The sequence below is a fragment of the Streptomyces sp. NPDC100445 genome (genome assembly GCF_044759735.1).
Classification (GTDB): Bacteria; Actinomycetota; Actinomycetes; order Streptomycetales; family Streptomycetaceae; genus Streptomyces.
Genome location: NZ_JBIVZV010000012.1, coordinates 102,766 through 127,645, shown reverse-complemented (window position 1 = coordinate 127,645; position 24,880 = coordinate 102,766). Strand labels below are relative to the sequence as shown.

Sequence of the window (24,880 nt, the reverse complement as noted above, 5' to 3'; positions counted from 1 at the left end):
CGGCTTTGCACTGTTTGGATGAGCACAGGTCCACGTGCTGGAATGCCTGAACTGCCCAATGGTCAAAGACGTACTGAGTGCGTACTGAGTGGTCGTTGACGAACCGGGCTCTGAGAGACTGCGGCACGACGAAGGTGCCGACCGCCGGAAGGTTGTTGGTCGAGTGAGGCGAAGCAAGAACGGTCCCGAGCCGTCGGCACGGGGCAACTTCACCCCGCCGCCGCGCGCTGCGGCGCCCACCCCCGCGCCCGGAGCGGAGCCGGCGGCCACTCCCGTGTCCAGCGGCGGCCGTCTCTCCCCGCGCAACTGGCGGGTACCCACCCGTCTGAACGCGATTCTGCTCATACCCGTGATGGTCGGCCTCGTGATGGGCGGCTTCCAGGTGAAGAGCTCGATCGACACCTGGCAGCAGGCCCGCGACGCCGAGAACACCGCCCGTCTGGTCCGCGCGGCCCTCGGTTACGCCGACGCCCTGGAGAACGAGCGCGACGTCACCGCCGCCCCGCTGCTCCAGGGCAAGAAGGACGCCGCCGGCAAGCAGACGATCGACACGGCCCGCAAGGCCACCGACCAGGCGGCCGGTGTCTTCACCGAGGCGACCGGGAGCATGCCGCAGACGTCGGGTCTGGTGCGCCGGCTGAAGCTGTTCCGCGAGGTCGAGCCCAAGCTGGCGACGTTGCGCCAGGCCGCGTACACCTCCAAGACCCACGGCGTGGAGACGGAGGAGGGGTACGTCACCATCGCGCACCCCTTGATGGAGTTCGCCAACGAACTCGGTCTGGGCACCGGCAACATCACGTCCTACGGCCGGACCGTCTACGCGATGTCGCTGACCAAGGCCGCCCTGTCGCTGGAGCGGTCGATCGGCACCCACCTGCTGGTCAACCCGGGTCCGGACGCGCCGAACCTGGCGACGCAGCGGGTCTCCCTGTCCTCGTACGCCTACCTGGAGCGCATCGCCCGGGAGGAGTACATCGGTGGTGGCACCGAGGCCGACGCGCAGCGGCTGACCGACGCCGAGACGAAGATCAAGTCGGACGCCGCCGCCCTGGCCGAGGAGGCCAAGGGGCGCAATCCGAGGTACGTCGCCCCGCCGTCGGACCCGTCGAAGTTCGTGGGTGCGCTCGCCACGATGAAGGACACCAGTGTGGCCACCCGTCAGGGGCTGGCCCAGAGCGGTATCACCGCCGAGAACTGGTGGGCGCTCAACACGCTGAAGTACAAGGCCTACCGGCAGATCGAGTCGGACATGGCCGACCGGGCCGTGAACGAGGCGTCGGGCATCGCCGACGACGCCAAGACCTCGGCGTTCATCACGGGTGCCGTGGTGGTCATCGCCCTGCTGGCCGCGTTCCTCCTGGCCGGCCTGGTGGCCCGCCAGATGAGCCGGGCGATGCGCCAGCTGCGCAACGCCGCCTTCGGGATCGCCGAGCAGCGGCTGCCGATGCTGGTCGACCAGCTCTCGCGCACCGATCCCGGCCGGGTCGACACCCGGGTGACGCCGATCCCCATCACCACCAAGGACGAGATCGGCGAGGTCGCCCGCGCCTTCGACCAGGTGCACCGCGAGGCGGTGCGCCTCGCCTCGGAGCAGGCGTTGCTGCGGGGCAACATCAACGCGATCTTCACCAACCTGTCGCGCCGCAACCAGTCGTTGATCGAGGGCCAGTTGACCCTGATCACCGATCTGGAGAACAACGAGGCCGACCCCGACCAGCTGGAGAACCTGTTCCGGCTGGACCACCTGGCGACCCGTATGCGCCGCAACGGCGAGAACCTGCTGGTCCTCGCCGGCGAGGAGCCGGGCCGCCGCTGGGACCAGCCGGTCCCGCTGGTCGACGTGCTGCGCGCCGCCTCCTCCGAGGTGGAGCAGTACGAGCGCGTCGAGCTGTCGGGCGTGCCGGAGGCCGAGATCCACGGCCGCGCGGTGACCGACCTCGTGCACCTGCTGGCCGAGCTGCTGGAGAACGCCACCACGTTCTCCTCCCCGCAGACCAAGGTCCGGGTCACGGCGACCCGGCTGCCCGACGGCCGCGTCATGATCGAGATCCACGACAAGGGCATCGGTCTGACGGCCGAGGACTTCGCGGACATCAACCACAAGCTGGCCAACCCGCCGACCGTGGACGCCGCGATCTCCCAGCGCATGGGCCTGTTCGTGGTCGGCCGGCTGTCCGACCGGCACGGCATCCGGGTCCAGCTGCGTCCCTCCGGCGAGCAGGCCGGCACGACGTCGCTGGTCATGCTTCCGGACGCGATCACGCACGGCGGTGGTGGCGAGGCCCCGCTGGACCGCGAGGAGTTCACCGTCTCGCAGATCATCCCGGAGCAGCAGTTCCGGGGTGAGAGCTTCGCCCCGCAGCAGCACCAGCAGCAGCCGCCGCTGCGGACCGCGGCCGAACTCGGCTTCGACGACAGCCGGTACACCGAGGTCCCCGACGACCCGCGCGACCTGGACCCGGTCGGCCGTTCCCTGATGCGGGACGGGCGCCGCGCCGCCCTGGAGGCCCAGCCCCACGAGGAGCGCCCCGCCCAGCCGCAGCAGGAGGCGGCCGGTCTCGGGGAGCAGCGCTTCGAGGAGCAGCAGGCCTACCGGGAGCAGCCGCAGCGCTCGCCGTACGAGGAGTCCGGGTACGAGGAGCGGCAGCAGGCCGCCTACCCGGAGCAGCCGTACCAGGACCAGCAGCAGCCGTTCCAGGACCAGCAGTCGTACCAGGACCAGCCTTACCGGGAACAGCCGTACCAGGAGACGTACTCGGGGTCGTACGAGAAGCCGTACGACGAGCAGTACTACGCGCCGGACGGTGAGCGGCAGCAGGGCGACGGCTTCTCCCCGAACGGTGGCTACGCGGAGCCCGCGTCCGGCTATGCGGAACCGACTCAGGCCCCGTCCTACCAGGACGACTGGCCCGCGCAGGAGGGCTACCAGAACGGTTATCCGGCCCAGTACGCTCCGGAAACGGAAGCTCCGCAGGCGGCTGACGCGGGTGAGCGTGACCGCGTAGGCTTCGACCGTCCGGACACGGCCTCTTCCGCCGCGCCCCCGCTGACCGACGCCGGGCTGCCCCGCCGCGGCGGTTCGCCGGCGGGCGGCGCCCAGGGCGCCGGCCCCGCGAACGGTACGGCGCGGGTGCGGCAGGAGACGCCGGCTCCCGCGGCGGCCGACGCTCCGGGGGCTCCGGCGGCGGGCGGTCCCGGCGACTGGCGCTCGGCGAACGACGAGCGCTGGCAGCAGGCCGCGCAGCTGCGCAAGCCCAAGGCAGGTGGGGTCACCGCCTCCGGTCTGCCGCGTCGGGTGCCCAAGGCCAACCTGGTCGAGGGTGCCGCCGAGAACACCCCCCAGGGAGGCCCACAGGTCTCCCGCGCCCCGGAGGACGTCCGGGGCAGGCTGAGCAACCTGCGCCGGGGCGTCCAGCGTGGACGCAGCGCAGGCAGTGAAACGAACGGCCAGGCAACCACCGATCAGCACGGTGGCCCTGACAGCACCTACGACCAGGAGCGTTAGTGTGAGCCCGATGAGCCAGGCGGCACAGAACCTGAACTGGTTGATCACCAACTTCGTGGACAACACCCCTGGGGTGTCCCACACGGTGGTGGTCTCCGCCGACGGACTCCTTCTGGCGATGTCCGAAGGCTTTCCCCGCGACCGTGCCGACCAGCTCGCCGCCGTCGCCTCCGGTCTGACCTCGCTGACCGCCGGTGCCTCGCGCATCTTCGAGGGCGGCAGCGTGAACCAGACGGTTGTGGAGATGGAGCGGGGATTCCTGTTCCTCATGTCCATCTCCGACGGATCGTCGCTCGCGGTCCTGGCCCATCCGGAGGCGGACATCGGCCTCATCGGGTACGAGATGGCCCTGCTGGTGGACCGCGCGGGCACGGTCCTGACCCCGGATCTCCGCGCGGAGCTCCAGGGCAGCCTTCTCAACTAGTAATCGGACGGTGCGTTTGCGTGTCCCGGGGCCGTAAGGTTTCGGGACGCGGCTCCACAGTTTTTCGGGCGCCCGGCGCAGTAGGAGGAGGAGAAAGTGGCAACACCCCCAGGCAGTTCGTCTTCGGGCAACTGGTCGTACGGCCCTGCCCAGGGTCAGGGCGACGGCTCGGCGAACCGGTACAACTTCCCCTCCACCCCCAGCCACCGGCAGCCGTACGCCCCCCAGGGCCCGGGCCCGTCCCCGTACGACCAGCCGCCGGCCCCGCGCATCCAGCCGGTGCAGCCGCAGCGGCGCCCCGAGCCGGCCCCGGCGGCCAACAACCCCCTGGTGCGTCCGTACGCCATGACCGGCGGCCGGACCCGCCCGCGCTACCAGCTCGCCATCGAGGCACTGGTGCACACCACCGCCGCTCCGCACCAGATGCAGGGCCAGTTGCCCGAGCATCAGCGGATCTGCAACCTGTGCCGGGAGATCAAGTCGGTGGCCGAGGTCTCGGCCCTGCTGACGATCCCCCTCGGCGTGGCCAGGATTCTCGTCGCCGACTTGGCGGAGGCGGGCCTGGTCGCCATCCATCAGCCCGGCGGCGACGAGAACGCCGGTGGCCAGCCAGACGTGACACTGCTCGAAAGGGTGCTCAGTGGACTTCGCAAGCTCTAGCGGCGGTCCTTCCCGCTCCACCACCTCCGCGAAGATCGTGGTGGCGGGCGGCTTCGGCGTGGGCAAGACCACGTTCGTCGGTGCTGTCTCGGAGATCAACCCGCTGCGCACAGAGGCCGTCATGACGTCCGCTTCGGCCGGCATCGACGATCTCACCCACACCGGGGACAAGACCACCACCACGGTGGCCATGGACTTCGGCCGTATCACCCTGGACCAGGACCTGATCCTGTACCTGTTCGGCACGCCCGGACAGGACCGGTTCTGGTTCATGTGGGACGACCTGGTCCGCGGCGCGATCGGCGCCATCGTCCTCGTGGACACCCGGCGCCTCGCCGACTGCTTCCCCGCGGTCGACTATTTCGAGAACAGCGGCCTGCCGTTCGTCATCGCCCTCAACGGCTTCGACGGCAACCAGCCCTACTCGCCGGACGAGGTCCGCGAGGCCCTCCAGATCGGCCCCGACACCCCGATCATCACGACCGACGCCCGCCACCGCGCGGACGCCAAGTCGGCGCTCATCACGCTGGTCGAGCACGCGCTGATGGCGCGCCTGCGGTAGCGCTGCCGCTCGGTCGGTGGACAGAAGAAGGGGGGTGCCCTCTCCGATGTGGAGAGGGCACCCCCCTTCTTCTGTCGTTCGCATGTCGCCTCCGCACGCCGAAGGGGGCCCGCCCGGATGGGTGGGCCCCCTTCGGGGACGTACGGGCTCAGTGCCAGCTGTGCGGGGCGTGGAAGCCGGGTTCGCGTTCCAGGCGGCGCCAGCCGGCCCGGGCGCGGGCGCGGTGGGTGCGGGCCGACGGCTCGGAGCGGGCGGCGGCGCGGGCCATGAGGACGGCCGTGATGGCGGCGACCTCCTCGGGCTCGGCGTGGCCCTTCTCGACACGGATGTCAGGAGTGCTCATGGATGTCAGTCTCCGGGAGGAAGGGGTCCGCGGGGTCGCCGCGGCGGGTCCGCTGGGTCACTGCGGGGGGTTGCCGTGCTTGCGCGAGGGCAGGTCGGCGTGCTTGGTGTGCAGCATCGCCAGGGACCTGATCAGGACCTCGCGGGTCTCCGCGGGGTCGATGACGTCGTCGACCAGGCCGCGCTCGGCCGCGTAGTAGGGGTGCATCAGCTCGGCCTTGTACTCCTTGACCATCTTCTGACGCATGGCCTCGGGGTCCTCGGCCTCCGCGATCTGCCGGCGGAAGATCACGTTGGCGGCGCCTTCCGCGCCCATCACGGCGATCTCGTTCGTCGGCCAGGCGTAGGTGAGGTCGGCGCCGATCGACTGGGAGTCCATGACGATGTAGGCACCTCCGTACGCCTTGCGCAGGATCAGCGAGATCCTCGGCACGGTCGCGTTGCAGTAGGCGTACAGCAGCTTCGCGCCGTGCCGGATGATCCCGCCGTGCTCCTGGTCGACGCCGGGGAGGAACCCGGGGACGTCCAGGAACGTGACGATCGGGATATTGAAAGCGTCACACATCTGGACGAAACGCGCAGCCTTTTCGCTGGCCTCGATGTCCAGTACGCCCGCGAGGACCTGGGGCTGGTTGGCGATGATGCCGACGACCTGGCCGTCGAGGCGGGCGAGGGCGCAGATGATGTTGCGGGCCCAGCGCTCGTGGACCTCCAGGTACTCGCCGTCGTCGACGATCTCCTCGATGACCTTGGCCATGTCGTACGGCCGGTTGCCGTCGGCGGGGACCAGGTCGAGCAGGACGTCGCCGCGGCGGTCCTGCGGGTCGGAGGAGTCGACCCGGGGCGGGTTCTCGCGGTTGTTCTGCGGGAGGAGCGAGAGGAGGTAGCGCACCTCCGCGATGCAGGTCTCCTCGTCGTCGTACGCGAAGTGGCAGACGCCGGAGGTCTCCGCGTGGACGTCGGCGCCGCCCAGGCCGTTCTGGGTGATCTCCTCGCCCGTCACCGCCTTGACCACGTCGGGGCCGGTGATGAACATCTGGGAGGTCTCGCGGACCATGAAGACGAAGTCCGTCAGGGCGGGGCTGTAGGCCGCGCCGCCGGCGCACGGGCCGAGCATCACGCTGATCTGCGGGATGACGCCGGACGCCTTGGTGTTGCGCTGGAAGATGCCGCCGTAGCCGGCGAGCGCGCTGACGCCCTCCTGGATGCGGGCTCCGGCGCCGTCGTTCAGGGAGACCAGCGGGGCACCGGCCGCGATGGCCATGTCCATGATCTTGTGGATCTTGGTGGCGTGGGCCTCGCCGAGGGCGCCGCCGAAGATCCGGAAGTCGTGGGCGTAGACGAAGACCGTGCGGCCCTCCACCGTGCCCCAGCCGGTGATGACACCGTCGCTGTACGGCTTCTTGGCCTCCAGGCCGAAGCCGGTCGCCCGGTGCCGGCGCAGCTGCTCGACCTCCTGGAAGGACCCGGGGTCGAGGAGCAGCTCGATCCGCTCCCGCGCCGTCAGCTTGCCCTTGGCGTGCTGCGCCTCGGTCGCCCTCTCGCTGGGGCCGGCGACGGCCTGCGCACGAATCTCGTGCAGCTCGGCGACCCGTCCGCGCGCGTCCGTCGGCTCGCCGGTCGGCTCACCCGTCGTCTCTTCCAAAACGGTCATGTAGTGACCATACGAAGGAGTCCAAGGAAAGCGAGCCGTTGACTCTGTACAGTCTCCGGACCGTTTTCCTGGTACGAGTGAACAGAACCATCGCCGCGTGCAGCCTTTCCGACTGCTCAGGAGGCCGGACAGTTGTAGGTCTGCCACAAAGACGTCACCTGAGAGCCACCTCACATTCGTGGGTGGCACATGCCATCCCCGGAGTGACACGGAGCCTCAGACGGCCGTCCGCCGAAAGGACCTCGACGCCCTCGCCGGCCCGCAGGACGGCCCGTACCGGACGGTCCCAGACGAGTTCCAGCGGCACTCCGGTGCGGGGCGGCTCGCTGATGTGGAGGGTGGCCGTGCGGCCCCGGCGGACGGCGAGCACGCTCGCCCCGGCGGAGACGGTCAGCTCCCCCACCGTACCGGCTCGCCAGAAGGTGGCCGCGGTCAGCCCGAGACGGGGCACGGCGACGGCCTGGCGGACGGGGTCGTTGGCGAGGACGGACAGCCACCGGTGCGGGCCGGCGGCGCGGGCGGCGGTCTCGTCGCGGGAGGCGCCGGGCAGGACGACGTAGGCGTGGCGGGCGCCGGCCGGGTCGGTGCCGTGGTCGAGCCACAGGGTCTGCCAGCGCCGGGTGCGCCGCTCGTCGTCGCTGGTGGTGTTGATGTCGGACCAGGCGCCGGTGCGGTCCTCGCGCAGGGTGCGCAGGGAGGGTCCGTGGAGCAGGATCCAGCCGCCGTGGTCCTGAAGGTGCGCCCAGTTCCGACCGCGCACGAACCGCTGTGTGCCCCCCTCGCCCAGATTGCGGTTGTCCACGACCGTCTCGACCGGGACGCCGTCGGCGCAGCTGATCCCGGCGCCGAGGCAGACGACGGCGTCGGGCAGGAAGAACCAGGACTTTCGGACCTCCAGGGTGGAGCCGAGGCCCTTGAGGTGCTGTCCGACGGCCGCGTGCGTGCCGTCGGTGGTGCCGCCGACCCAGCGGACGTCCGGCCGGGGGGCGCCCCACTCGCCGCCGGCCCGGTCGGCGAGCCGCCGGGTCGACACGGTGGTGCCGGGCAGCCGGTACGGGTCGACGGTGGGCCAGTACCAGTCCGTGTACTGGTCGCCGGCGCCCCGCGGCCACCAGGAGAGCATGCCGGAGCCGGTGTGCCAGCCGCGCGGGTTCTCGCCGTTGCCGCACTCGTAGTGCGCGATGCGGTCGCTCGCCATGGCGAGGGCGGCGGTGAAGCGGGGGGCGCGGTGGACGGCGCGGTCCATGGCCGGGAACAGGCGGTGGCCGAGGGGTTCGGGGGTGGCGGGGCCGGGGGCTCGGGCGATGGCGTGCAGCCGCGCGAGGTCGGCCACCCCGAACTGGGGAGATGTCAGCAGCGGGGTGACGGTGTCCCGCCGGATCCAGCCCCGGACCAGACCGTGCCACCGTTCCCGTTCGGCCTCGCCCGCGCCGCCCGCGAGGAGGGCGACGGCGGCGATCAGGGCGTGCCCGTGGTAGTGGTCGCTGCGCATGATCCCCAGGTCGTCGCCGCGCGGCAGGCCGCGGCTGACGGCGCGGCCGTTGACGCAGTCCATCACGAGCCCGTCGTGGATCAGGGGGGCGTAGGCGTGTTCGACAGCGTCCAGGACGTTCCGCCGGGCGGGGTCCGTCACCTCCCAGTCCGAGCCGGCGAGCAGCGCGAACAGCCGCGCCAGGCCGTCCAGCAGGACCTGCCCGTAGGTGCCCGTGTAGGCGACCGAGGTGTGCTGGACGAAGGAGCCGTCGGCGTAGAGGCCGTCGCCCCGGGTGACGTACGGGAAGACCGGCGAGAGCGCGTCCCGGGCGAGGGAGATCCGGCCGGGGTCCCGGCCGAGGACGCCGCGCAGGGCGACCGAACGGCACAGGTCGACGCGGTTGGCGCCGGTGGAGGTGCCGGAGTAGTCGGTGAGCAGGCGGTCCGGCAGGAAGTGGTCGACGGCCGCGCAGGCCGCCGCGACACGGTCCGGGCCGAGCGGGTCGTGCAGGGCGGCCGCGATGTCCATCAGGAGGCGTGGGCTGCCGATCTGCCATTCCCACCAGTTGCCGTAGGGGGTGGTGCCGGGGTGGTAGACGGTGGCGGAGAGGTGGTCGAGGCCGCGGAGCACGTCGGCGAGGAGGCCGGGGTCGCCGGTGGAGCCGGTGCCGTCCTGTGCGTGGGCCTGCGCCATGGTCCACAGGCGGCCGTACGAGAAGGTGATGCCGGACGGCGGGTCGAAGGGGTGGCCGGGCCAGAGGGAATCCGGGGCGGGAGCCATGGTGGCCCGGAAGTCCCGCGCCCGCGCGCCGAGTTCCGCGAGCCGGGAGGCGTACGGCTCGGCGCCCGGGTCGTACCCCGTGCCGAGCGCGATGCCGAGCCAGCGGCGGCGCAGGTCGTCGTACGGGTCGCCGACCGCCGCCCGCGCGCCGGGCGCGGGGGCGGCGGCGAGGGCGGCGGCCAGCAGCAGTGCGCGCCGGGTCATGCCCATGGGGCCGGTCACCGCCCTCACCCGCTCAGCAGCCGCCGCAGTTGTAGTACAGCGCGTCCCAGTGGCTGCCCTCGTCGGCGTAGACGTTGCCGGAGCCGGACTGCCACTGCGGATAGCCGTCGCCGCGCAGCCCGATGTAGGTGAAGTTGTTCTTGATGTACGACGTCACGCACGTGTTCTTGCCGTAGTCGAGCTTGTAGCCGTTCCAGTGCGAGTAGGTGCCGGAGGCGTGGCCGGTCTCGGTGCCGCCGGTGATGTTGAGGGCGCAGCCGCTGGCCCCCTTGAGGGTCTGGGCGCCCTGGGCGGTGGCGAGGTTGAGCTGGTCGAAGGACGTACAGGTCGCGTTGTTCCGGTCGGAGCAGTTGCCGGAGGACGACCAGGTGATGCCGGCGCTGCGGAACATCTGGGTGGCGGTCGCCTGGCTGATCTTCGTGACGGCGAACGCGTCGCTCGCGGTGCCGAGGACGGCAACGCCGGGGGCGACGACGAGGGCGAGCGCGGTCAGGGCGGAGCGGACCTTCATGGGGGTGCCTTCCTGCGGTGGGCCGTTGCTTCCTGGGGGGCGGCATGTGCAGGTGGTGCAGCCAGATGGTGCCCGAGCGCTCCGGACCGCGCCAGAGGGCGTACACCCTCGCTCATCGCGTTCCGGCGAACACTTAGCGAAGAAGTTGAATTCTCAACGGAATGGGTCTACCTTCGGGGTAGTCAGTTAGTTCAATCTTCAACTAAGGAGTTCGTCATGGGTATCTTCAGCCGCAAGGCCACCGCCACCATCGCCGCGCCTGCCCCGCAGGCCACCGCCGGCGCCGACCTCACCGCGCTGAGCGGCGACTACACGATCGACCCGAGCCACAGCACGATCGGCTTCGTCGCCCGGCACGCCATGATCACCAACGTCAAGGGCGGCTTCCAGGACTTCACCGGCACCCTGCACCTGGACGGCGCCGACCCGTCCAGGTCCACCGCCACGCTCGACATCCGGATGGAGAGCATCGAGACCGGCAACGCCGACCGCGACGGCCACCTGAAGTCGGCCGACTTCTTCAAGATCGAGGAGTTCCCGGTCATGACCTTCCGCTCCACCAAGGCGGAGGCGCTGGGCGGCGACGACTACCGCGTCACCGGTGACCTCTCCCTGCTCGGCGTCACCAGGTCGATCACCCTCGACCTGGAGTTCAACGGCTCCGCCACGGACCCGTTCGGCAACGAGCGCGTCGGCTTCGAGGGCAGGACCGAACTGCTGCGCTCCGAGTGGGGCCTCACCTGGAACGCGGCACTGGAGACCGGCGGCGTCCTGGTGTCCGACAAGATCAAGCTGGCCTTCGACATCTCGGCCATCAAGAACGCCTGAACCTCCGGCGGCCCAGCCGACTTCGGAGCACTCGCCCCCTGAGCGCGCCCGCCCTCCACTCCCCCCAAGGAGAGGGCGGGCGCTCCGGCATGCCCGGCGACCGGAGCGTCCGCCCGGAAATCACGCGGCCCCCGGCTCAGGCGCGGCCGACCCGCACCTCGAACTCGCACCACACGACCTTGCCCGGGTGGCGCTCCCCCACCCCCCACTTGTCCGCCAGCGCCGCCACGAGCAGCAGTCCCCGGCCGCCCTCCGACTCCGGGTCCGCCTCACGCAGCCGGACGATGCCCGGGCCGCTGTCGTGCACCTCCATCCGCAGCCGGTCCTCACCGCGCGCGAGGTCGAACCGGACGGAGAAACCCCTGCCGGGTGGCACGCCGTGCAGCAGCGCGTTGGTCGCCAGCTCGCTCACGCACAGCAGCACGTCCTCCGCCCGCCGCCGCAGCCGCCAGTCCGTCAGCACCGCCCGGCTGAACTGCCGCGCCGACCCGACCGACCTGCGGTCCTTCCGGAAGAACGCCACGCGTGTCTCGAGGGGTTGTGTTTCCTGGTTCATGCGACGAGGGTCACGGTGCGTGACTACAGTGGGCCACTGGGTGAGGTCGTAGAGACGGGTTGTACGGCTCCACTACGAGGACGACCGTGGGGCACGGGGGAATGGCAGACGCATGCCCAAGAAAGTCAGTACCTGGCAGGCGGTCGGCGCGCTGGTCGCGCACTACCGGAAGAAGGCGCACCTCTCGCAGGAGGCGTTAGCCGAGCACGTCCACCTCCACGTCGACACCGTGGCCTCCATCGAGCAGGGACGGCTGGCCCTCCAACCGTACCGCGCCGAGCAGTTCGACGAGGTGCTGGAGACGGGCGGGGCGCTGACGGTCCTCCTGGAGAAACTGCCCGTCCGGGACCGGATCGTGCAGTTCGCGCAGGGGCTGGTGGATTATGAGCAGGAGGCGGTGAGCATCCTCTCGTACCAGAGCCTGGTGGTTCCGGGACTCCTTCAGACCAGGGACTACTGCCGCGCCGTATTCGACTACCGCTATCCGGCGCTCGGTAGCGAGACCGCCGAGCAGTGGGTGAGCGCTCGCATGGAACGGCAGTTGATCTGGCAGCGGGAACGGCCACCTGTCGGGCACTTCGTCCTGGAGGAGAGCATCCTGCGGCGAGGAGTCGGCGGTCCTGTAGTGATGCGAGAGCAAATCCGGCAGATCCTGGAGTACACCGAGCCCGTCAACATGAGCTTCCAGATCATGCCTGAGAACCGGACGCCGCACGCTTGTCTCGACGGACCCGTGGTGCTGCTGGAGACGCCCGAGTACGAGCGCCTGGTCTACCTTGAGGTGCAGCGCGCCAGTTTTCTGATCGTTGATCCCGATGAGGTCAGCGACTATCACCTCCAGTATGGAATGCTGCGGTCACAGGCCCTCTCACCGGACGAGAGCGTGCGCCTGCTGAACGGACTGCTAGGAGAGTCATGAACACCGCAGCATTGGCGTGGTTCAAGTCCAGCTACAGCGGCAGCCAGGGCGGCGACTGCCTCGAAGTCGCCTGCTCCTGGCGCAAGTCGAGCTACAGCAGCAACGAGGGCGGCAACTGCGTCGAGGTGGCCGCCCACCCCGCCGCCGTTCACGTCCGCGACTCCAAGGCCACCGCCGGTCCGGTCCTCACCCTCTCGCCCGCCACCTGGAGCGAGTTCCTGGGCGGCATCGCCCGCTGAGGCGGTCAGGCCAGCAGCGCGGCGGCTTCCCGGCGTGCCCGGCGCAGCCAGGACGCACGCGTTTCGTCGGCCGAGTCGGTGACCGTACGGAAGACGACTCGGCGGACGTCGGTGACACCCACGTACGGCAGGACGCAGGCCGCCCAGATCCTTTGCAGCGGGTCGCCGAACTCGCTCTCCTCGCGGTCGGCGGGAGTGTCGGAGGTGTTCAGGACGAGCGCCCGGCCGGCCTTCAGCAGCCCGGCGGGCTCTCCGTCCGCGGTGCCCAGCTTGTACGCGACACCGGGCGCCAGCACCCGCTGCACCCAGCCGGTGAGGACGGCGGGCGGCATGCCCCACCAGTTCGGATGGATCAGCACCAGGGCGTCGAGGGTGGCCACCTCGGACCGGTGCAGCTCCACCTGCGCGTCCCGGGCGGTGCCGGCCGAGAGGACCGTCCCCGTCTCGTCGGCGGTCAGCGCCGGGGCGAAGCCCTCGGCGTAGAGGTCGTGCGCGAGCACGTGGCACCCGCGGTCGCCGAGTTCCGCCACGACGGCATCGAAGACGGCGTGGTTGAAGCTGCCCGGACGCGGGTGCGCCAGGTAGACCCCGATGCGCATGGTCCCTCCCCTGATCAACGCCTTATCCTCCCCGATCGGCGCGCCGCCCGCCAGGTGATCGATTCCTCCCTTGGACCGGTCACTCTCTTGATCTCAACTGTGCTTGAGGTTGCAGCATGGTCCGCATGACCACGGAATCCACGGTGTACGCCGCAGACATCGAAGCCGTCAAGCAGGTCGTTGCCTCTGTCGAGCACTCCCAGCAGCGTAAGGACCCCGACGCATTCCTCGCCCTCTTCCACCCCGACGCGGTGTGGACCACGGCCCACGGAAAGGTTCTGATCGGCCTCGGCGCGATATCGGAGTTCACGCGCAAGGTGCTCCCCGCGGCCGACTGGGACGGCAAGGTCAGCTACGAGGTGGTCCACGTGCTCTTCATCCGCCCCGATGTCGCGGCGGTCAAGGTTCGTCAGCGCTACCTGAGCCCGGACGACGAGAGCGAGGGCGCCCCGCTGTACGTGATGACCAAGCAGGACGACGGCCGCTGGCTGCTGACCGCCTGCCAGAACACGGAAGTCGTCGCCGCGCGCTCACCGACCGCCTATGACCACTGACCCCTTGGAATCGGTCATCTGGGCCGCGTATCGAAAGTGGGTCTTGACCTACGAATGATCGTGTTTCATGGGGCCGAGAGATCTCACGGATGAACAGTGGGCAACGTTGGAGCCGTTGTTACCGGCGGGGACGAAGGTGGGGCGGCCGCCCGTCCGGCCACGGCGGCAGCTGATCGACGGCATACGGTTCCGGGTCCGGACCGGTGTTCCGTGGCGGGATGTGCCCGTCGAGTACGGGCCGTGGGGCCGGATCTACGACTTGTTCCGCCGGTGGCAGCGGGACGGCACCTGGCAGCGGGTCCTCACCCGGCTCCAGTGCCTGGCCGACGCGAAGGGCGCGACCACGTGGGACCTGAGTGTCGACTCCACGGTCTGCCGCGCCCATCAGCATGCGGATTCAAGAACCGCGCCTACCTGCGTGGACGAGGTATCCGCCGCACCATCCCGGACAGGGCCGACCATGCGCGGCACCGCAAGCAGCGCGGCTCCCGCGGCGGTCGGCCGCCGAAGTTCGACCCGGTCGACTACCGCGATCGCCACGCGGTCGAGTGCGGCATTGATCGCCTCAAAAGGCACCGCGCCGTGGCCACGAGATACGACAGACTCTCGGTTCGTTACGAGGCAACCCTCCTCGTCGCGGCCATCAACGAGTGGCTGTGACCAGCACGTGCGAAATACGGCCTAGACCGCTGCCTTCCGCATCCCAGCCAGAAAGTCCCTGATCGCAGCGAGTTCCCGCTCGTCGTATGCCCGCAGCAGGTCCACCACCCGATCGATGAGCGGTCCGAAGTGGGACCAGCCGAGGGCGACCGCCCGCTCGTCCACTTCGATGGTGACCTTGCGGCGGTCCCGCGCATCGCGCACCCGTCGCACATGCCCTGCCCGTTCCAGCCGGTCGACCAGTGCTGTGGTTCCCGCGGAGTTCAGCCCGAGGTTGGAGCCAAGGCGTCCGGCCGTGGTCTCCTCGCCGGCGCGGGCGGCGTCCATCAGGGCGATCAGCGCACGCACGTCGGTGGGGTGCATGCCGTTGCGCTGGGCGAACCGCGCACTGTGCTTCCCCAGGTCGACGACCACCGCGCGCAGCAGGTGGACGATCTCCATCTCAGGCCCCGACTCGACTGGTTCGACGAGTTCCTCACGCCCCTGGTCGGACATGGACCACCTCCACGTACCATCTCGCTCAACAAGTATCTTGCTGAGCGAGATGATAGAGGGGTCGCCGTTCATGAACGCTCGCGATACGTACGACGCCGACAACTTCCTCATGGCCTACGACAAGGTCATGGCCAAGTGGCCTGCCGCTCGCGAGACGGCGACTGTTCCCACCCCCTTCGGCACGACACACGTCAACGTGTGCGGCCCGGCCGACGGGCCCTCACTCGTCCTCCTGCCGGGCGGAGGGGGCGCGACCTCCGCGTCCTGGTACGCACAGGCTGCCGAACTGTCCCGCACCCACCGGGTGTTCGCCGTTGACCTGATCGGTGCCCCCGGACGCAGCACTCCCGACGGCGACCGCCGCCCCCATACGGTCGCCCACCTGTCGGCCTGGCTGGACGCGCTCCTCGACGGTCTCGGAGTGGCCGAGACTGACCTGGGCGGGCACTCGTACGGAGCCTGGATCGCGCTGCATCACGCCATACGCACGCCCGACCGGGTACGCCGCCTGGTCCTTTTCGACCCGACCCAGTGCTTCGCCGGGTTCAGCCCGTCCTACCTGCTGCACGCGCTGCCGTCACTGTTGCGGCCCACACCCCGCCGGGTCCGCGCCTTCCTGGAGTGGGAGACCAAGGGCTTTGCCCTCGATCCCGACTGGCTCGCCCTTCAAGAAGCAGCCGCTGGTTTCCCCTCCGTCCGGCCCGTAACCGGGCCGCGCCCGGCGCCGGACGCACTGCGCGGCCTGGGCCTGCCGGTCCTGTTGCTCCTCGCCGGAAGCGGCAGAACCCATGACCCCTCCAAGGTGGCCGCCCGCGCCGAGGCGCTCCTGCCACGCGTCGCAACGACCGTGCTGCCGGATGCGTCCCATCACGCGCTTCCGCACGCCATCCCGCCCGGGGCGAGCCGTCGCCTCTCCGACTTCCTGGAACGGTCCGGTGGCTGAGTCTCAGCCCGCCCCGGGCACCACACCCTGAATATCAACCCTCATTCAGCTCCGCTGACAGCACTTTCGGATGTCGATACACGGCCTAGAAGCCGCCGCCGAAGTCCCCTCCCCCGCCGCCACCACCGAAGTCCCCGCCTCCGCCGCCGTCGAAGCCGCCGCCGTCGCCGAAGCCGCCGCCGAAGTCACCGGGGTCGAAGTCGGTGCCGGAGACGTCGCCGCCCTGGTAGCCGCCGCCGTCGAACCCGCCGCCGCCGAAGTCGCCGTAGCCGGTGCCGTAGTCGGCGGCGTACGCGGGGCCGGCCATCATGCCGCCCAGCACGGTGCCGACGAGCAGGCCGGGCAGCAGGCCGCCACCGAAGTAGCCGCCCGCCCAGGGGCCGTAGGCCGGGCCCGCGTCCCAGTAGGGGCGGCGGCCGTACTCGGTGTCGACCTCGCGGACGGCGGGGTCCAGGCCGTCGGCCAGCCGGGTGGCGTCGGCCGCGCACACCGGGACCTGGCGGGGCGCGCCGCCGGGCGGGGTCCAGGTGGCGTCGGTGACCGAGGGGCCGTGGCGGGGGTCGAAGAAGCACGGCGGGCGGCGTTCGGGCAGGGGCCGGCCCTCGCGGCGGGCGGCCAGCCGGGCGAGGGAGAACCGGCCGTCCTCCAGGGCCTCGGTGACCGTCCGGACGTCCTCCGGGCGCCCGGCGGCGGCCATCCGCTGCTTCGCGGTCTCGTAGGCGTCCAGGGCGCTCGCGTAGTCGGCGCGCATCGCGTCGTCGGCGCCCGGTTCGGAGGGCTGGAAGTCCAGGCGGTCCAGTTCCTCGCCGAAGGCGGTGATGTCCTCGTCCACGACGACCCGGAGCCGGTCCAGCGCGGCCCGGCGCGCCTCCTCGCGGCGGCGGCGGTTGCGGCGGACCAGGGCGTAGGCGCCCGCGCCGCCGGCGACCACCAGCGCGCCGGCCGTGATCAGCCCGGTGTCGGAGACGCCACCGCCGTCCGTGCCGCCCCAGCTCTGGGGGGCGTGGCCGCCGATGTTGGCCAGGGCGCGGTCGGTGAAGTCGGTCAGCTGGGCCTTGGCGTCCTCGCCCTGGACGCTGGCGACGAGGTTCTCGCGGGCCGTCACCGACATGACGGACACGTCGGCGCGGGCGTCGAAGCGGTCGCCGAGGCGGACGCCGTAGAGGCCGGTGACGCCGGTCGCGGCGCGCAGGTGGGAGAAGAGTTTGTCGGTGCGGTAGCCCGCCGGGAGGACGGCGACGAACACGGGTTTGTCCGCGTGCTCGATCCGGCGGGCGAGGGTGTCGGCGTCCGCCGCGGACAGCTGGTCCCTGGCCGCCGGGTCGACGTAGACCGGGCTGTCGCGCAGGGCCCGGCCGATCGTGGAGATGTCGGTGTCCGCCCTGGCCCCGGGCGCGAACGTGGTCGCCACCACCAGGGCCAGGACGGCCAGCAGCAGGGCGGGGAGGCTTCGGGTCCGCAGCACGGCCTTCATACTCCGACAAGTACCCCGAAAGCACCCGAGGCCTCCCCGCACCTTTCATTCGTACCGCTGTGGCCTCACGCGGCGCGGTAGGCCTCCGCCAGTTTCTCCACCGCCTTCCCGTACCTGCCGGTCAGCAGCAGGTGGTCGGCGTCGGCGAACGGCGCGGCCACGGCCTGGGTGAGGTGACCGTCCGCCTTCCGCTGGACGAGCAGCCGGGCCGCGTCGACCAGGGCGCGGCCGGACCGGTCGTCGCCGTGGCGTTCGGCCGCCGCCGCGCGGGCGGCGAGCCCCCGCAGGGTGGCCGTGCCGCCGCCGGGGACGGGGGTGCGGGTGGTCAGGCCCCAGCCGTAGGGGTACTGCGGGTCGTACGACGCGTCACCGACGTTGATCGGCAGCTGCGCCTCCGACTTCGGCCAGGTCACCGGGAGCTGTCCGGTGAAGGGGCGGCGGCCGTAGAGCACGTCGGCGACACCCTCGCCCTCGGTGCCGGGCAGCCAGGAGGCGACCAGGGCGTCGATCCGGTCCAGCCGGTCGCCGAGGAGCTGCGGGCGGCCGGAGACGACCAGCACCACGCACTTCATGGCCGCGCATACCCTGTCCACGGCCGCCCGGTCGGCGGCGGACAGCCGCAGGTCGTGGCCGTTGCCGACGTCGCCGACGCCCTCCGCGTACGGGGTCTCGCCGACGACGACCACACCTACGTCGTAGCCGCCGGTCGGGGCCGAGGCGTCCTTGGAGTAGGTGACGTCCCCGCCCGCCGCGCGCATGCCCTGGAGGATGGTCGTGCCGGGCACGGTGTTCCCGGAGGCGCCCTGCCAGGTGAGGGTCCAGCCGCCGGTCTGGTTGCCGATGTCGTCGGCGTTGGCCCCGGCGACGTACACCCTCTGTGTCTTCCGCAGCGGCAGCAGCCCGCCCGCGTTCTTCAGCAGCACCTGCGACTCGGCGGCGGCCCGGCGGGCGACCTCCCGGTGCGCGGGCGAGCCGATGGCGGCGGCGCCGGACGTGTCGGCGTAGGGGTGCTCGAAGAGACCCAGCCTGAACTTCTGGGTCAGGATGCGGGAGACGGCGTCGTCGATGCGGGCGGTGCCGACCCGGCCGGCCCGTACCTCGTCGGCGAGGGTGGTGGTGAACTCCTTGTAGGAGTACGGCACCATCATCATGTCCAGGCCCGCCTCGACGGACGTGCGGACGTGGGACGCGTAGTTGCCGGGGAGCTGGTCGATGGCGTTCCAGTCGCTGATGACGAAGCCGTCGAAGCCCAGCCGGTCCTTGAGCACCCCGTCGATCATGTCGCCGCGGGCGTGCATCTTCACCGCGCCCTTGCCGTCGCCGGCGATGTCCAGGGAGGAGTACGACGGCATGACCGTGCCGACGCCACGCTCGACGGCGGTGCGGTACGGCGCGAGGTGGATGTCCGCCAGCTGCTCACGGGTGACGTGGGTGACGCCCTGGTCGGTGGTGTACGTCCCGGTGGTCGAGGAGCCGTACGCGGTGCCGCCGTCGGCCACGAAGTGCTTGGCCGTGGCGAGGACCTTGTCGTTCCGCTTCAGGTCGCTCCCGTCGGCGCGGCCCTGGAGGCCCTGGACGACGGTCTCCATGGACTCGACCAGCGCGGGGTCCTCGCCGAAGGACTCGTAGGCGCGGCCCCAGCGTTCGTCGCGGCTCACGCACAGGCAGGGCGCGAAGTCCCAGGGGATGCCGGTGGCGCGGACCTCGGCGGCGGTCACCGCGCCCGTCCGCCCGGCGAGCCGCGGGTCGCGGGTCGCGCCGATGCCGATGTTGTGCGGCATGATCGTGGCGCCGGACAGGTTGTTGTGGCCGTGCACCGCGTCGACGCCGTAGACCAGCGGGATCTGGAAGCGGGTCGCCCGCGCGCGCAGCTGGAAGCCGTCGATCATCCGGGCCCAGGCCGCGGGGGTGTTGGGCGTGGGCGTGGAGCCGCCGCCGGAGAGCAGGGAGCCGAGGGCGTAGGCGGCGACGTCGCCTCCCTGGCCCACCGCGCCGCGTTCGGCCTGCGTCATCTGGCCGACCTTCTCGGCGAGGGACATCCGGCCCAGCAGGTCCTCGACCCGCTCGCGCACCGGCAGCCGCTTGTCGAGGTAGGGCAGTCCGTGGGCGTCCACGACGATCTGCGGGGTCTCGGCGGGGGCCTTCGCGCCGGTGACGGTGAGCTTCAGGGGTACGGTCTCGGCGGGTTCGGCGGTCCGGTCCCGGCGGGTGGGCACCTCGACGGTCCGGGCGGTGCCGGACGCGGTGCCGGCCGGGAAGGTGAGGGTGCCGGAGACGGGCGGGTAGTCGGCGCCGGGGTCCGCGGTGCCGCCGCCGGTGGCGTAGGCGACGGTGACCGGGGCGGTGAGGGGCCCGGCGCCGGTGGTGGCCACGGTGACCTTCACCTTGGCGGTGGCGCCCTCCTTCACCGGGTAGACGGGCGCGTCGGTGGTGACGGCGGCGTTCAGCGACGGGTCGGCGGTGCCGTACAGCTCCACGTCGTCCAGGGCGAAGTCGCCCTTGGTGCCGGCCGGGAGGGTGACGGAGTAGCCCCACATCTCCTTGAGGCCGAGGACGTGGTCGATGCCGCCGACGGGCTGGTAGTCGGTGCGGTAGACGAAGTCGGAGAAGGGCAGCTCGACCTGTCTCCAGCCGGTGAAGTCGTCGGTGAAGGAGGTCGTCCACAGCTCGGAGGCCTCGCCGTGGGCGCCGCCGTCCTTGATCTCGAAGACGGTCTTCTTCCCGTTGTTCCGGCCGTCCCACCAGAAGCGGAGGCCCCGGTGGGCGGACCAGTCGTGGGCGGGCGCGGTGGCGGCGAAGTCGTGGGTGAAGCCGCCGTAGCCGCTGATGTCGTAGGTGCCGGTGAGGACCTTGCCGCCCTCGGGGGCGTCGGCGCGGTCGGTGAGCCGGAGGGTGGGCGGGTCGTCGGCGTCGCCGCCCCAGGTGAAGATGCCCTCGGCGGGCTGGGAGGCGAAGGGGACCTCGCCCTCGAAGCGGTCGACGGGGACGGGGGCCGGTTCGTCCGCGGCACGGGCGGTCGCCCAGGGCAGCAGACCCGCCAGGAGTGCGGCGGAGGCGAGCAGGGCGGTTCTTCGCATTTACCTTCCCTCGGCTCTCTGGTTCACTCAGGACTTAGATCACGCCGTGAGTTAACTAGGGGCCCCCAGCCCCGTCAAGACGGCCCGTCAGCTCCTTCGCCCCCTACAGGAAGAGCGACGCACCATGAGGAGAACCCCCCGCACCGTCCGGCTGCTGCTCGCCGGACTGCTCTCCGCCGCCGGTGTCACCGCGGCCGTGCCCCCCGCGCACGCCGCCGGTGAACAGGTCACGGCCTGGCTCACCACCACCGACGACTCGGGCGGGCGGCACGTCGTCCGCGGCCTGGCGCCCCAGACCCCGTTCGCCTTCCAGTCCGGGTCGGGCGGCGCCGGCGAGAACATCACCGTGGACGAGAACACCCGCTACCAGACCTTCACCGGCGGCGGCGCCTCGTTCACGGACACCGCGGCCTGGCTGATGAACAGCAGCGGAGCACTGTCCCAGGCGACCCGGGACGCGACCATGCGCAAGCTGTTCTCCCCCACGGACGGCATCGGCCTGTCGTTCCTGCGCAACCCGATGGGCGCCTCCGACCTCGCCCGCTACGGCTACACCTACGACGACGTGCCCGCCGGGCAGAGCGACCCGGCGCTGGCGAAGTTCACCCTCGCCCACGACCTGGCCGACGTCGTCCCGCTCACCCGACAGGCCCTCCAGCTGAACCCGTCGCTGACCGTCATGGCCTCCCCGTGGACGGCACCGGCCTGGATGAAGGACAGCGGCTCGCTCAACGGCGGCTGGCTCAAGTCCGAGGACTACGGGGCCTACGCCTCGTACTTCGTGAAGTACCTCCAGGGCTACCGCGACCAGGGCGTCAACGTCTCCTACGTCACCGCGCAGAACGAGCCGACCTGCTGTTCCGGCTACCCGTCGATGAGCTGGAACGCCGACGGCCTCGCCTACTTCACCAAGAACGAACTGCTGCCCAAGCTCCAGACCGCGGGCCTCACCACCAAGGTGCTCGCCCACGACTGGAACTGGGACGTGTACGACTCCTACGCCGCCCAGACCGTGACCGACCCGGCCGTGCGCAACCACCCCAACTTCGGCGGCATCGCCTGGCACGGCTACGGCGGCGACGTCACCAAGCAGACGGCCGTGCACGACCAGTACCCCACGCTGGACGCCTTCGGCACCGAGCACTCCGGCGGCACCTGGATCGCCGACCAGCAGCGCGAGGACATGACCGACATCATCGGCTACACCCGCAACTGGGCGAAGTCGGTGACCAAGTGGTCCCTCGCCGTCGACCAGAACATGGGCCCGCACAACGGCGGCTGCGGCACCTGCACCGGACTGATCACCGTGCACGACGGGGACGGCGCGAGCGGCACCGTGGACTACACCGTCGAGTACTACACCATGGGCCACCTGACGAAGTTCGTCCGTCCCGGCGCCCAGCGGATCGCCTCCACCGCCTCCACCACGGTGCCCAACGTGGCCTGGCGCAACCCCGACGGCAGCAAGGCGCTGATCGCCTACAACGGCTCCCCCTCGGCCCGCACGGTGACGGTGAACTGGGGCTCCCAGCACGCCACCTACTCGCTGCCCGGCCGCACCTCGGCCACCTTCACCTGGACCGGCGGCCAGTCCGGCGGCGGCAACCGCAGCGGCGCCTTCACCGGGCTCGCCGGCAAGTGCCTGGACGTGGCGGGCGGTTCGAACACCAACGGCACGGCGGTGCAGCTCTACGACTGCAACGGCTCCGCCGCCCAGCAGTGGACGGTGACGGCCGACGGCGCGGTGCAGGCGCTCGGCAAGTGCCTCGACGTCACCTCGGCGTCGACGGCCGACGGGGCCAAGGTCCAGCTCTACGACTGCAACGGCAGCGGCGCCCAGCGCTGGTCGTACGACGCGGCCACCGGCGACGTGGTGAACACGGCGGCCGGCAAGTGCCTCGACGTCACCGACAACTCGTCGGCGAACGGCGCCCGGGCCCAGATCTGGTCCTGCACCGGGGCCGCCAACCAGAAGTGGACCCTGCGCTGAGGCGGACCCGGGGCCGGCCGGCCGCCACCGCGCGGGACTCCGCCCGACGGGAACGGTGCGCCGCGCCGCGAATGGGCCGCCCGCGGCCCATCGTGGAGGCATGACCACACCTCAGGACCTCTTCCTCGTCACGCTGGACGTCCCCGGCGAGCGCCCCGTCGAGCAGGGCGACCTGTCACTGGCGCTCGCCGGGGCCGAGCTGATCGACCTCCTCGGCGTCCGGGCCCTCACCCTGGACGGCGAACACATCGTCCCCGGACCGGTGCTGACCACGGGTGACCGGATGCTGGACGAGGCCGGGGCGGCCCTCCGGCGGGAAGGGCCGCCCGAGACCGTCGCGGACTGGCTGTGGCGGCGCGGGGAGGGCCTGGCCGTCGCCTACCACGACACCCTGGAGGCCGCGGGACAGCTCGACGGGAGGAGCGGCCACCGCTGGCTGCCGCGCCGCGCCGGGGCCACCGCCCCGACCGACACCGCGGCCCGCCGCCACGCGAGCGACCGCTGGGAGTCCCGCGACCCCGTCCTCACCGGCCTCACCTCCACCCTGGGCCTCCAGGACGACCGGCCGGCCGGGGAGGGACCCGACGACGAGGCGGTCGTCACCGTGCTCGCCGCGGTCGGCGACGCGGTCACGGAGCTGGAGGCCGTGCGCGAGCGGCGCCGCATCGAGAACATCGCCTTCGACAACATCTGGCGGGCGCCCTGAACGGGTCCGGCGCGGGCCGGGCTACTCCGCCGGCGCCACGCCCGCCCGCAGCAGGCCGTACGTGTACGCGTCCTCCAGCGCCTGCCAGGAGGCGGCGATGACGTTCTCGGCCACGCCCACCGTCGACCACTCGCCCGAGCCGTCGGAGGTGGAGATCAGCACCCGGGTGGTGGACTGGGTGCCGTGCTTGCCCTCCAGGATGCGGACCTTGTAGTCGACCAGCTCCAGCCGGGCCAGCTGGGGGTAGATCCGCTCCAGGGCGACGCGCAGGGCCCGGTCCAGGGCGTTGACCGGGCCGTTGCCCTCGGCCGTGGCGACGATCCGCTCGCTCTTGGCCCACAGCTTGACCGTGGCCTCGTTGGCATGGGTGCCGTCGGGCCGGTCCTCGACGATCGCCCGCCAGGACTCGACGTCGAAGTACTTCAGCGGCCGGCCCTCGACCTCGGTGCGCAGCAGCAGCTCGAACGAGGCGTCCGCCGCCTCGTAGGTATAGCCCTCGAGTTCGCGCTCCTTGACCCGCTCGACCACCCGGCCGACCAGTTCCCGGTCGCCGCCCAGGTCGATGCCGAGTTCCCGGCCCTTCAGCTCGATGGAGGCGCGGCCCGCCATGTCGGAGACCAGCATGCGCATGGTGTTGCCGACCAGCGCGGGGTCGATGTGCTGGTACAGGTCCGGGTCGACCTTGATCGCGGAGGCGTGCAGGCCGGCCTTGTGCGCGAACGCCGATACGCCGACGTAGGGCTGGTGGGTGGAGGGCGTGAGGTTGACGACCTCGGCGATGGCGTGCGAGATGCGGGTGGTCTCGCGGAGCTTGCCGTCGGGCAGCACCTGCTTGCCGTACTTCAGCTCCAGGGCCGCGACGACCGGGAAGAGGTTGGCGTTGCCGACGCGCTCGCCGTAGCCGTTGGCCGTGCACTGCACGTGGGTGGCGCCCGCGTCGACGGCGGCCAGGGTGTTGGCGACCGCGCAGCCGGTGTCGTCCTGGGCGTGGATGCCGAGCCGGGCGCCGGTGTCGGCGAGGACGGTGGCGACGACCGCGTGCACCTGGGCGGGGAGCATGCCGCCGTTGGTGTCGCAGAGGATGACGACGTCGGCGCCGGCCTCGGCGGCCGTCCGGACGACCGCCTTCGCGTACTCGGGTGCGGCGCGGTAGCCGTCGAAGAAGTGCTCGCAGTCGACGAACACGCGGCGGCCCTGGTCACGCAGATAGGACACGGTGTCGCGGACCATCGCCAGGTTCTCGTCCAGCGTCGTGCGCAGGGCCAGCTCCACATGCCGGTCGTGCGCCTTGGCCACCAGGGTGATCACCGGGACGCCGGAGTCCAGCAGCGCCTTGACCTGCGGGTCCTCGGCGGCCGTGGTGCCGGCGCGGCGGGTGGCACCGAAGGCGACCAGCTGGGCGTGGCGGAAGTCGATCTCCTCGCGGGCCCGGGCGAAGAACTCGGTGTCGCGGGGGTTGGCGCCCGGCCAGCCGCCCTCGACGAAGCCCACACCGAAGTCGTCCAGGTGCCGGGCGATCGCGAGCTTGTCCGCGACGGTGAGGTTGATGCCCTCGCGCTGCGCGCCGTCGCGCAGCGTGGTGTCGAAGACGTGGAACGAGTCGTCGAGCCTGCTGGTAGCCGTCTCGGTCATTATCTCAAGGCTCCTGTTGTGGATCTTCGGTCTTTACCGGAATGACCGGCTCCACCGTTCCTCCCATGGTCCCT

At 71.3% G+C, this 24,880-nt stretch carries 21 protein-coding genes and 1 pseudogene; 12 read left to right on the top strand and 10 right to left on the bottom strand.

Annotated features, from left to right (window positions below):
• Positions 1 to 163 precede the first annotated feature (163 nt).
• The 4 genes from ACIQVT_RS26510 (at position 164) to ACIQVT_RS26495 (ending at position 5,151) form a co-directional block, all read left to right on the top strand.
• The gene (locus ACIQVT_RS26510) at positions 164 to 3,505 is read left to right on the top strand and encodes a nitrate- and nitrite sensing domain-containing protein (protein WP_403759009.1); all 3,342 of its coding nucleotides are present in this window, start codon (positions 164 to 166) and stop codon (positions 3,503 to 3,505) included.
• 10 nt (positions 3,506 to 3,515) lie between these two features.
• Positions 3,516 to 3,929 carry a roadblock/LC7 domain-containing protein gene (locus ACIQVT_RS26505; RefSeq protein WP_030948713.1) on the top strand — a complete coding sequence of 138 codons (414 nt, stop codon included), beginning with the start codon at positions 3,516 to 3,518 and terminating at the stop codon, positions 3,927 to 3,929.
• 96 nt (positions 3,930 to 4,025) lie between these two features.
• Positions 4,026 to 4,589, top strand: coding sequence for a DUF742 domain-containing protein (locus tag ACIQVT_RS26500; protein WP_403759006.1), 564 nt, complete (start codon positions 4,026 to 4,028; stop codon positions 4,587 to 4,589).
• Complete coding sequence (locus ACIQVT_RS26495) at positions 4,570 to 5,151, top strand: ATP/GTP-binding protein (RefSeq protein ID WP_029183992.1); 582 nt, start codon at positions 4,570 to 4,572, stop codon at positions 5,149 to 5,151. The genes ACIQVT_RS26500 and ACIQVT_RS26495 overlap by 20 nt, the downstream gene beginning before the upstream one ends.
• Positions 5,152 to 5,299: 148 nt before the next feature.
• Here the strand turns inward: ACIQVT_RS26495 and ACIQVT_RS26490 are convergent, their stop codons facing one another.
• The 4 genes from ACIQVT_RS26490 to ACIQVT_RS26475 form a co-directional block, all read right to left on the bottom strand.
• A complete protein-coding gene (locus ACIQVT_RS26490; RefSeq protein WP_403759003.1) occupies positions 5,300 to 5,494 on the bottom strand; it encodes an acyl-CoA carboxylase subunit epsilon in 195 nt (64 codons plus the stop codon).
• 57 nt (positions 5,495 to 5,551) lie between these two features.
• Positions 5,552 to 7,147, bottom strand: a complete 1,596-nt coding sequence (locus ACIQVT_RS26485; RefSeq protein ID WP_403759000.1) for an acyl-CoA carboxylase subunit beta — start codon at positions 7,145 to 7,147, stop codon at positions 5,552 to 5,554.
• Between the two features lie 154 nt (positions 7,148 to 7,301).
• Positions 7,302 to 9,611: a polysaccharide lyase 8 family protein gene (locus tag ACIQVT_RS26480; RefSeq protein ID WP_403759464.1), complete on the bottom strand. Its 2,310-nt coding sequence runs from the start codon at positions 9,609 to 9,611 to the stop codon at positions 7,302 to 7,304.
• A gap of 25 nt (positions 9,612 to 9,636) precedes the next feature.
• Positions 9,637 to 10,134 (bottom strand): hypothetical protein, encoded by a 498-nt coding sequence (locus ACIQVT_RS26475; protein ID WP_403758997.1) that lies wholly within the window; start codon positions 10,132 to 10,134, stop codon positions 9,637 to 9,639.
• A 216-nt stretch (positions 10,135 to 10,350) separates the two neighbouring features.
• On the opposite strand from ACIQVT_RS26475, the gene ACIQVT_RS26470 reads away from it, so the two are divergent.
• Positions 10,351 to 10,962: a YceI family protein gene (locus ACIQVT_RS26470; protein WP_403758994.1), complete on the top strand. Its 612-nt coding sequence runs from the start codon at positions 10,351 to 10,353 to the stop codon at positions 10,960 to 10,962.
• Between the two features lie 136 nt (positions 10,963 to 11,098).
• On the opposite strand, the gene ACIQVT_RS26465 is transcribed toward ACIQVT_RS26470, so the two are convergent.
• Positions 11,099 to 11,518 (bottom strand): ATP-binding protein, encoded by a 420-nt coding sequence (locus ACIQVT_RS26465; protein ID WP_403758991.1) that lies wholly within the window; start codon positions 11,516 to 11,518, stop codon positions 11,099 to 11,101.
• 112 nt (positions 11,519 to 11,630) lie between these two features.
• On the opposite strand from ACIQVT_RS26465, the gene ACIQVT_RS26460 reads away from it, so the two are divergent.
• A complete protein-coding gene (locus ACIQVT_RS26460) occupies positions 11,631 to 12,437 on the top strand; it encodes a helix-turn-helix domain-containing protein (RefSeq protein WP_403758988.1) in 807 nt (268 codons plus the stop codon).
• Complete coding sequence (locus ACIQVT_RS26455) at positions 12,434 to 12,676, top strand: DUF397 domain-containing protein (protein WP_403758985.1); 243 nt, start codon at positions 12,434 to 12,436, stop codon at positions 12,674 to 12,676. Before ACIQVT_RS26460 ends, ACIQVT_RS26455 begins: the two co-directional genes overlap by 4 nt.
• Positions 12,677 to 12,681: 5 nt before the next feature.
• On the opposite strand, the gene ACIQVT_RS26450 is transcribed toward ACIQVT_RS26455, so the two are convergent.
• Positions 12,682 to 13,275 (bottom strand): NAD(P)H-dependent oxidoreductase, encoded by a 594-nt coding sequence (locus tag ACIQVT_RS26450; RefSeq protein ID WP_403758982.1) that lies wholly within the window; start codon positions 13,273 to 13,275, stop codon positions 12,682 to 12,684.
• A 116-nt stretch (positions 13,276 to 13,391) separates the two neighbouring features.
• Here ACIQVT_RS26450 and ACIQVT_RS26445 point away from each other — a divergent pair, with 116 nt between their 5' ends.
• Positions 13,392 to 13,829, top strand: coding sequence for an SgcJ/EcaC family oxidoreductase (locus tag ACIQVT_RS26445; protein WP_403758977.1), 438 nt, complete (start codon positions 13,392 to 13,394; stop codon positions 13,827 to 13,829).
• A 67-nt stretch (positions 13,830 to 13,896) separates the two neighbouring features.
• Positions 13,897 to 14,489: pseudogene (locus ACIQVT_RS26440) on the top strand (transposase).
• Positions 14,490 to 14,510: 21 nt separating this feature from the next.
• Here the strand turns inward: ACIQVT_RS26440 and ACIQVT_RS26435 are convergent.
• Entirely contained in the window at positions 14,511 to 14,984 is a 474-nt protein-coding gene (locus tag ACIQVT_RS26435) for a MarR family transcriptional regulator (RefSeq protein WP_403758974.1), read from the bottom strand.
• A 70-nt stretch (positions 14,985 to 15,054) separates the two neighbouring features.
• On the opposite strand from ACIQVT_RS26435, the gene ACIQVT_RS26430 reads away from it, so the two are divergent.
• Positions 15,055 to 15,927: an alpha/beta fold hydrolase gene (locus tag ACIQVT_RS26430; RefSeq protein ID WP_403758971.1), complete on the top strand. Its 873-nt coding sequence runs from the start codon at positions 15,055 to 15,057 to the stop codon at positions 15,925 to 15,927.
• Positions 15,928 to 16,012: 85 nt separating this feature from the next.
• On the opposite strand, the gene ACIQVT_RS26425 is transcribed toward ACIQVT_RS26430, so the two are convergent.
• On the bottom strand, positions 16,013 to 17,401 hold the full coding sequence (locus tag ACIQVT_RS26425) for a hypothetical protein (protein ID WP_403758968.1): 1,389 nt from the start codon (positions 17,399 to 17,401) through the stop codon (positions 16,013 to 16,015).
• Positions 17,402 to 17,466: 65 nt separating this feature from the next.
• Complete coding sequence (locus ACIQVT_RS26420; protein WP_403758965.1) at positions 17,467 to 20,478, bottom strand: glycoside hydrolase family 3 protein; 3,012 nt, start codon at positions 20,476 to 20,478, stop codon at positions 17,467 to 17,469.
• A 124-nt stretch (positions 20,479 to 20,602) separates the two neighbouring features.
• Between ACIQVT_RS26420 and ACIQVT_RS26415 the strand changes: the two genes are divergently transcribed.
• Positions 20,603 to 22,468: a ricin-type beta-trefoil lectin domain protein gene (locus ACIQVT_RS26415; RefSeq protein ID WP_403758962.1), complete on the top strand. Its 1,866-nt coding sequence runs from the start codon at positions 20,603 to 20,605 to the stop codon at positions 22,466 to 22,468.
• A 100-nt stretch (positions 22,469 to 22,568) separates the two neighbouring features.
• Positions 22,569 to 23,174 carry a GPP34 family phosphoprotein gene (locus tag ACIQVT_RS26410; RefSeq protein WP_403758959.1) on the top strand — a complete coding sequence of 202 codons (606 nt, stop codon included), beginning with the start codon at positions 22,569 to 22,571 and terminating at the stop codon, positions 23,172 to 23,174.
• A gap of 21 nt (positions 23,175 to 23,195) precedes the next feature.
• Here ACIQVT_RS26410 and cimA read toward each other — a convergent pair whose 3' ends face one another.
• The gene (gene cimA, locus ACIQVT_RS26405) at positions 23,196 to 24,806 is read right to left on the bottom strand and encodes a citramalate synthase (protein ID WP_403758956.1); all 1,611 of its coding nucleotides are present in this window, start codon (positions 24,804 to 24,806) and stop codon (positions 23,196 to 23,198) included.
• Between the last annotated feature and the right edge of the window lie 74 nt (positions 24,807 to 24,880).

Bases quoted from the DNA above. Each gene is read 5' to 3' on its own strand.
- ACIQVT_RS26410 (WP_403758959.1), top strand. From the start codon at position 22,569: ATGACCACACCTCAGGACCTCTTCCTCGTCACGCTGGACGTCCCCGGC.
- ACIQVT_RS26490 (WP_403759003.1), bottom strand. From the start codon at position 5,494: ATGAGCACTCCTGACATCCGTGTCGAGAAGGGCCACGCCGAGCCCGAG.
- ACIQVT_RS26450 (WP_403758982.1), bottom strand. From the start codon at position 13,275: ATGCGCATCGGGGTCTACCTGGCGCACCCGCGTCCGGGCAGCTTCAAC.
- ACIQVT_RS26435 (WP_403758974.1), bottom strand. From the start codon at position 14,984: ATGTCCGACCAGGGGCGTGAGGAACTCGTCGAACCAGTCGAGTCGGGG.
- ACIQVT_RS26445 (WP_403758977.1), top strand. From the start codon at position 13,392: ATGGTCCGCATGACCACGGAATCCACGGTGTACGCCGCAGACATCGAA.
- ACIQVT_RS26465 (WP_403758991.1), bottom strand. From the start codon at position 11,518: ATGAACCAGGAAACACAACCCCTCGAGACACGCGTGGCGTTCTTCCGG.
- ACIQVT_RS26505 (WP_030948713.1), top strand. From the start codon at position 3,516: ATGAGCCAGGCGGCACAGAACCTGAACTGGTTGATCACCAACTTCGTG.
- ACIQVT_RS26480 (WP_403759464.1), bottom strand. From the start codon at position 9,611: ATGGGCATGACCCGGCGCGCACTGCTGCTGGCCGCCGCCCTCGCCGCC.
- ACIQVT_RS26430 (WP_403758971.1), top strand. From the start codon at position 15,055: ATGAACGCTCGCGATACGTACGACGCCGACAACTTCCTCATGGCCTAC.
- ACIQVT_RS26475 (WP_403758997.1), bottom strand. From the start codon at position 10,134: ATGAAGGTCCGCTCCGCCCTGACCGCGCTCGCCCTCGTCGTCGCCCCC.
- ACIQVT_RS26485 (WP_403759000.1), bottom strand. From the start codon at position 7,147: ATGACCGTTTTGGAAGAGACGACGGGTGAGCCGACCGGCGAGCCGACG.
- ACIQVT_RS26455 (WP_403758985.1), top strand. From the start codon at position 12,434: ATGAACACCGCAGCATTGGCGTGGTTCAAGTCCAGCTACAGCGGCAGC.
- ACIQVT_RS26415 (WP_403758962.1), top strand. From the start codon at position 20,603: ATGAGGAGAACCCCCCGCACCGTCCGGCTGCTGCTCGCCGGACTGCTC.
- ACIQVT_RS26460 (WP_403758988.1), top strand. From the start codon at position 11,631: ATGCCCAAGAAAGTCAGTACCTGGCAGGCGGTCGGCGCGCTGGTCGCG.
- ACIQVT_RS26425 (WP_403758968.1), bottom strand. From the start codon at position 17,401: ATGAAGGCCGTGCTGCGGACCCGAAGCCTCCCCGCCCTGCTGCTGGCC.
- ACIQVT_RS26470 (WP_403758994.1), top strand. From the start codon at position 10,351: ATGGGTATCTTCAGCCGCAAGGCCACCGCCACCATCGCCGCGCCTGCC.
- cimA (WP_403758956.1), bottom strand. From the start codon at position 24,806: ATGACCGAGACGGCTACCAGCAGGCTCGACGACTCGTTCCACGTCTTC.
- ACIQVT_RS26420 (WP_403758965.1), bottom strand. From the start codon at position 20,478: ATGCGAAGAACCGCCCTGCTCGCCTCCGCCGCACTCCTGGCGGGTCTG.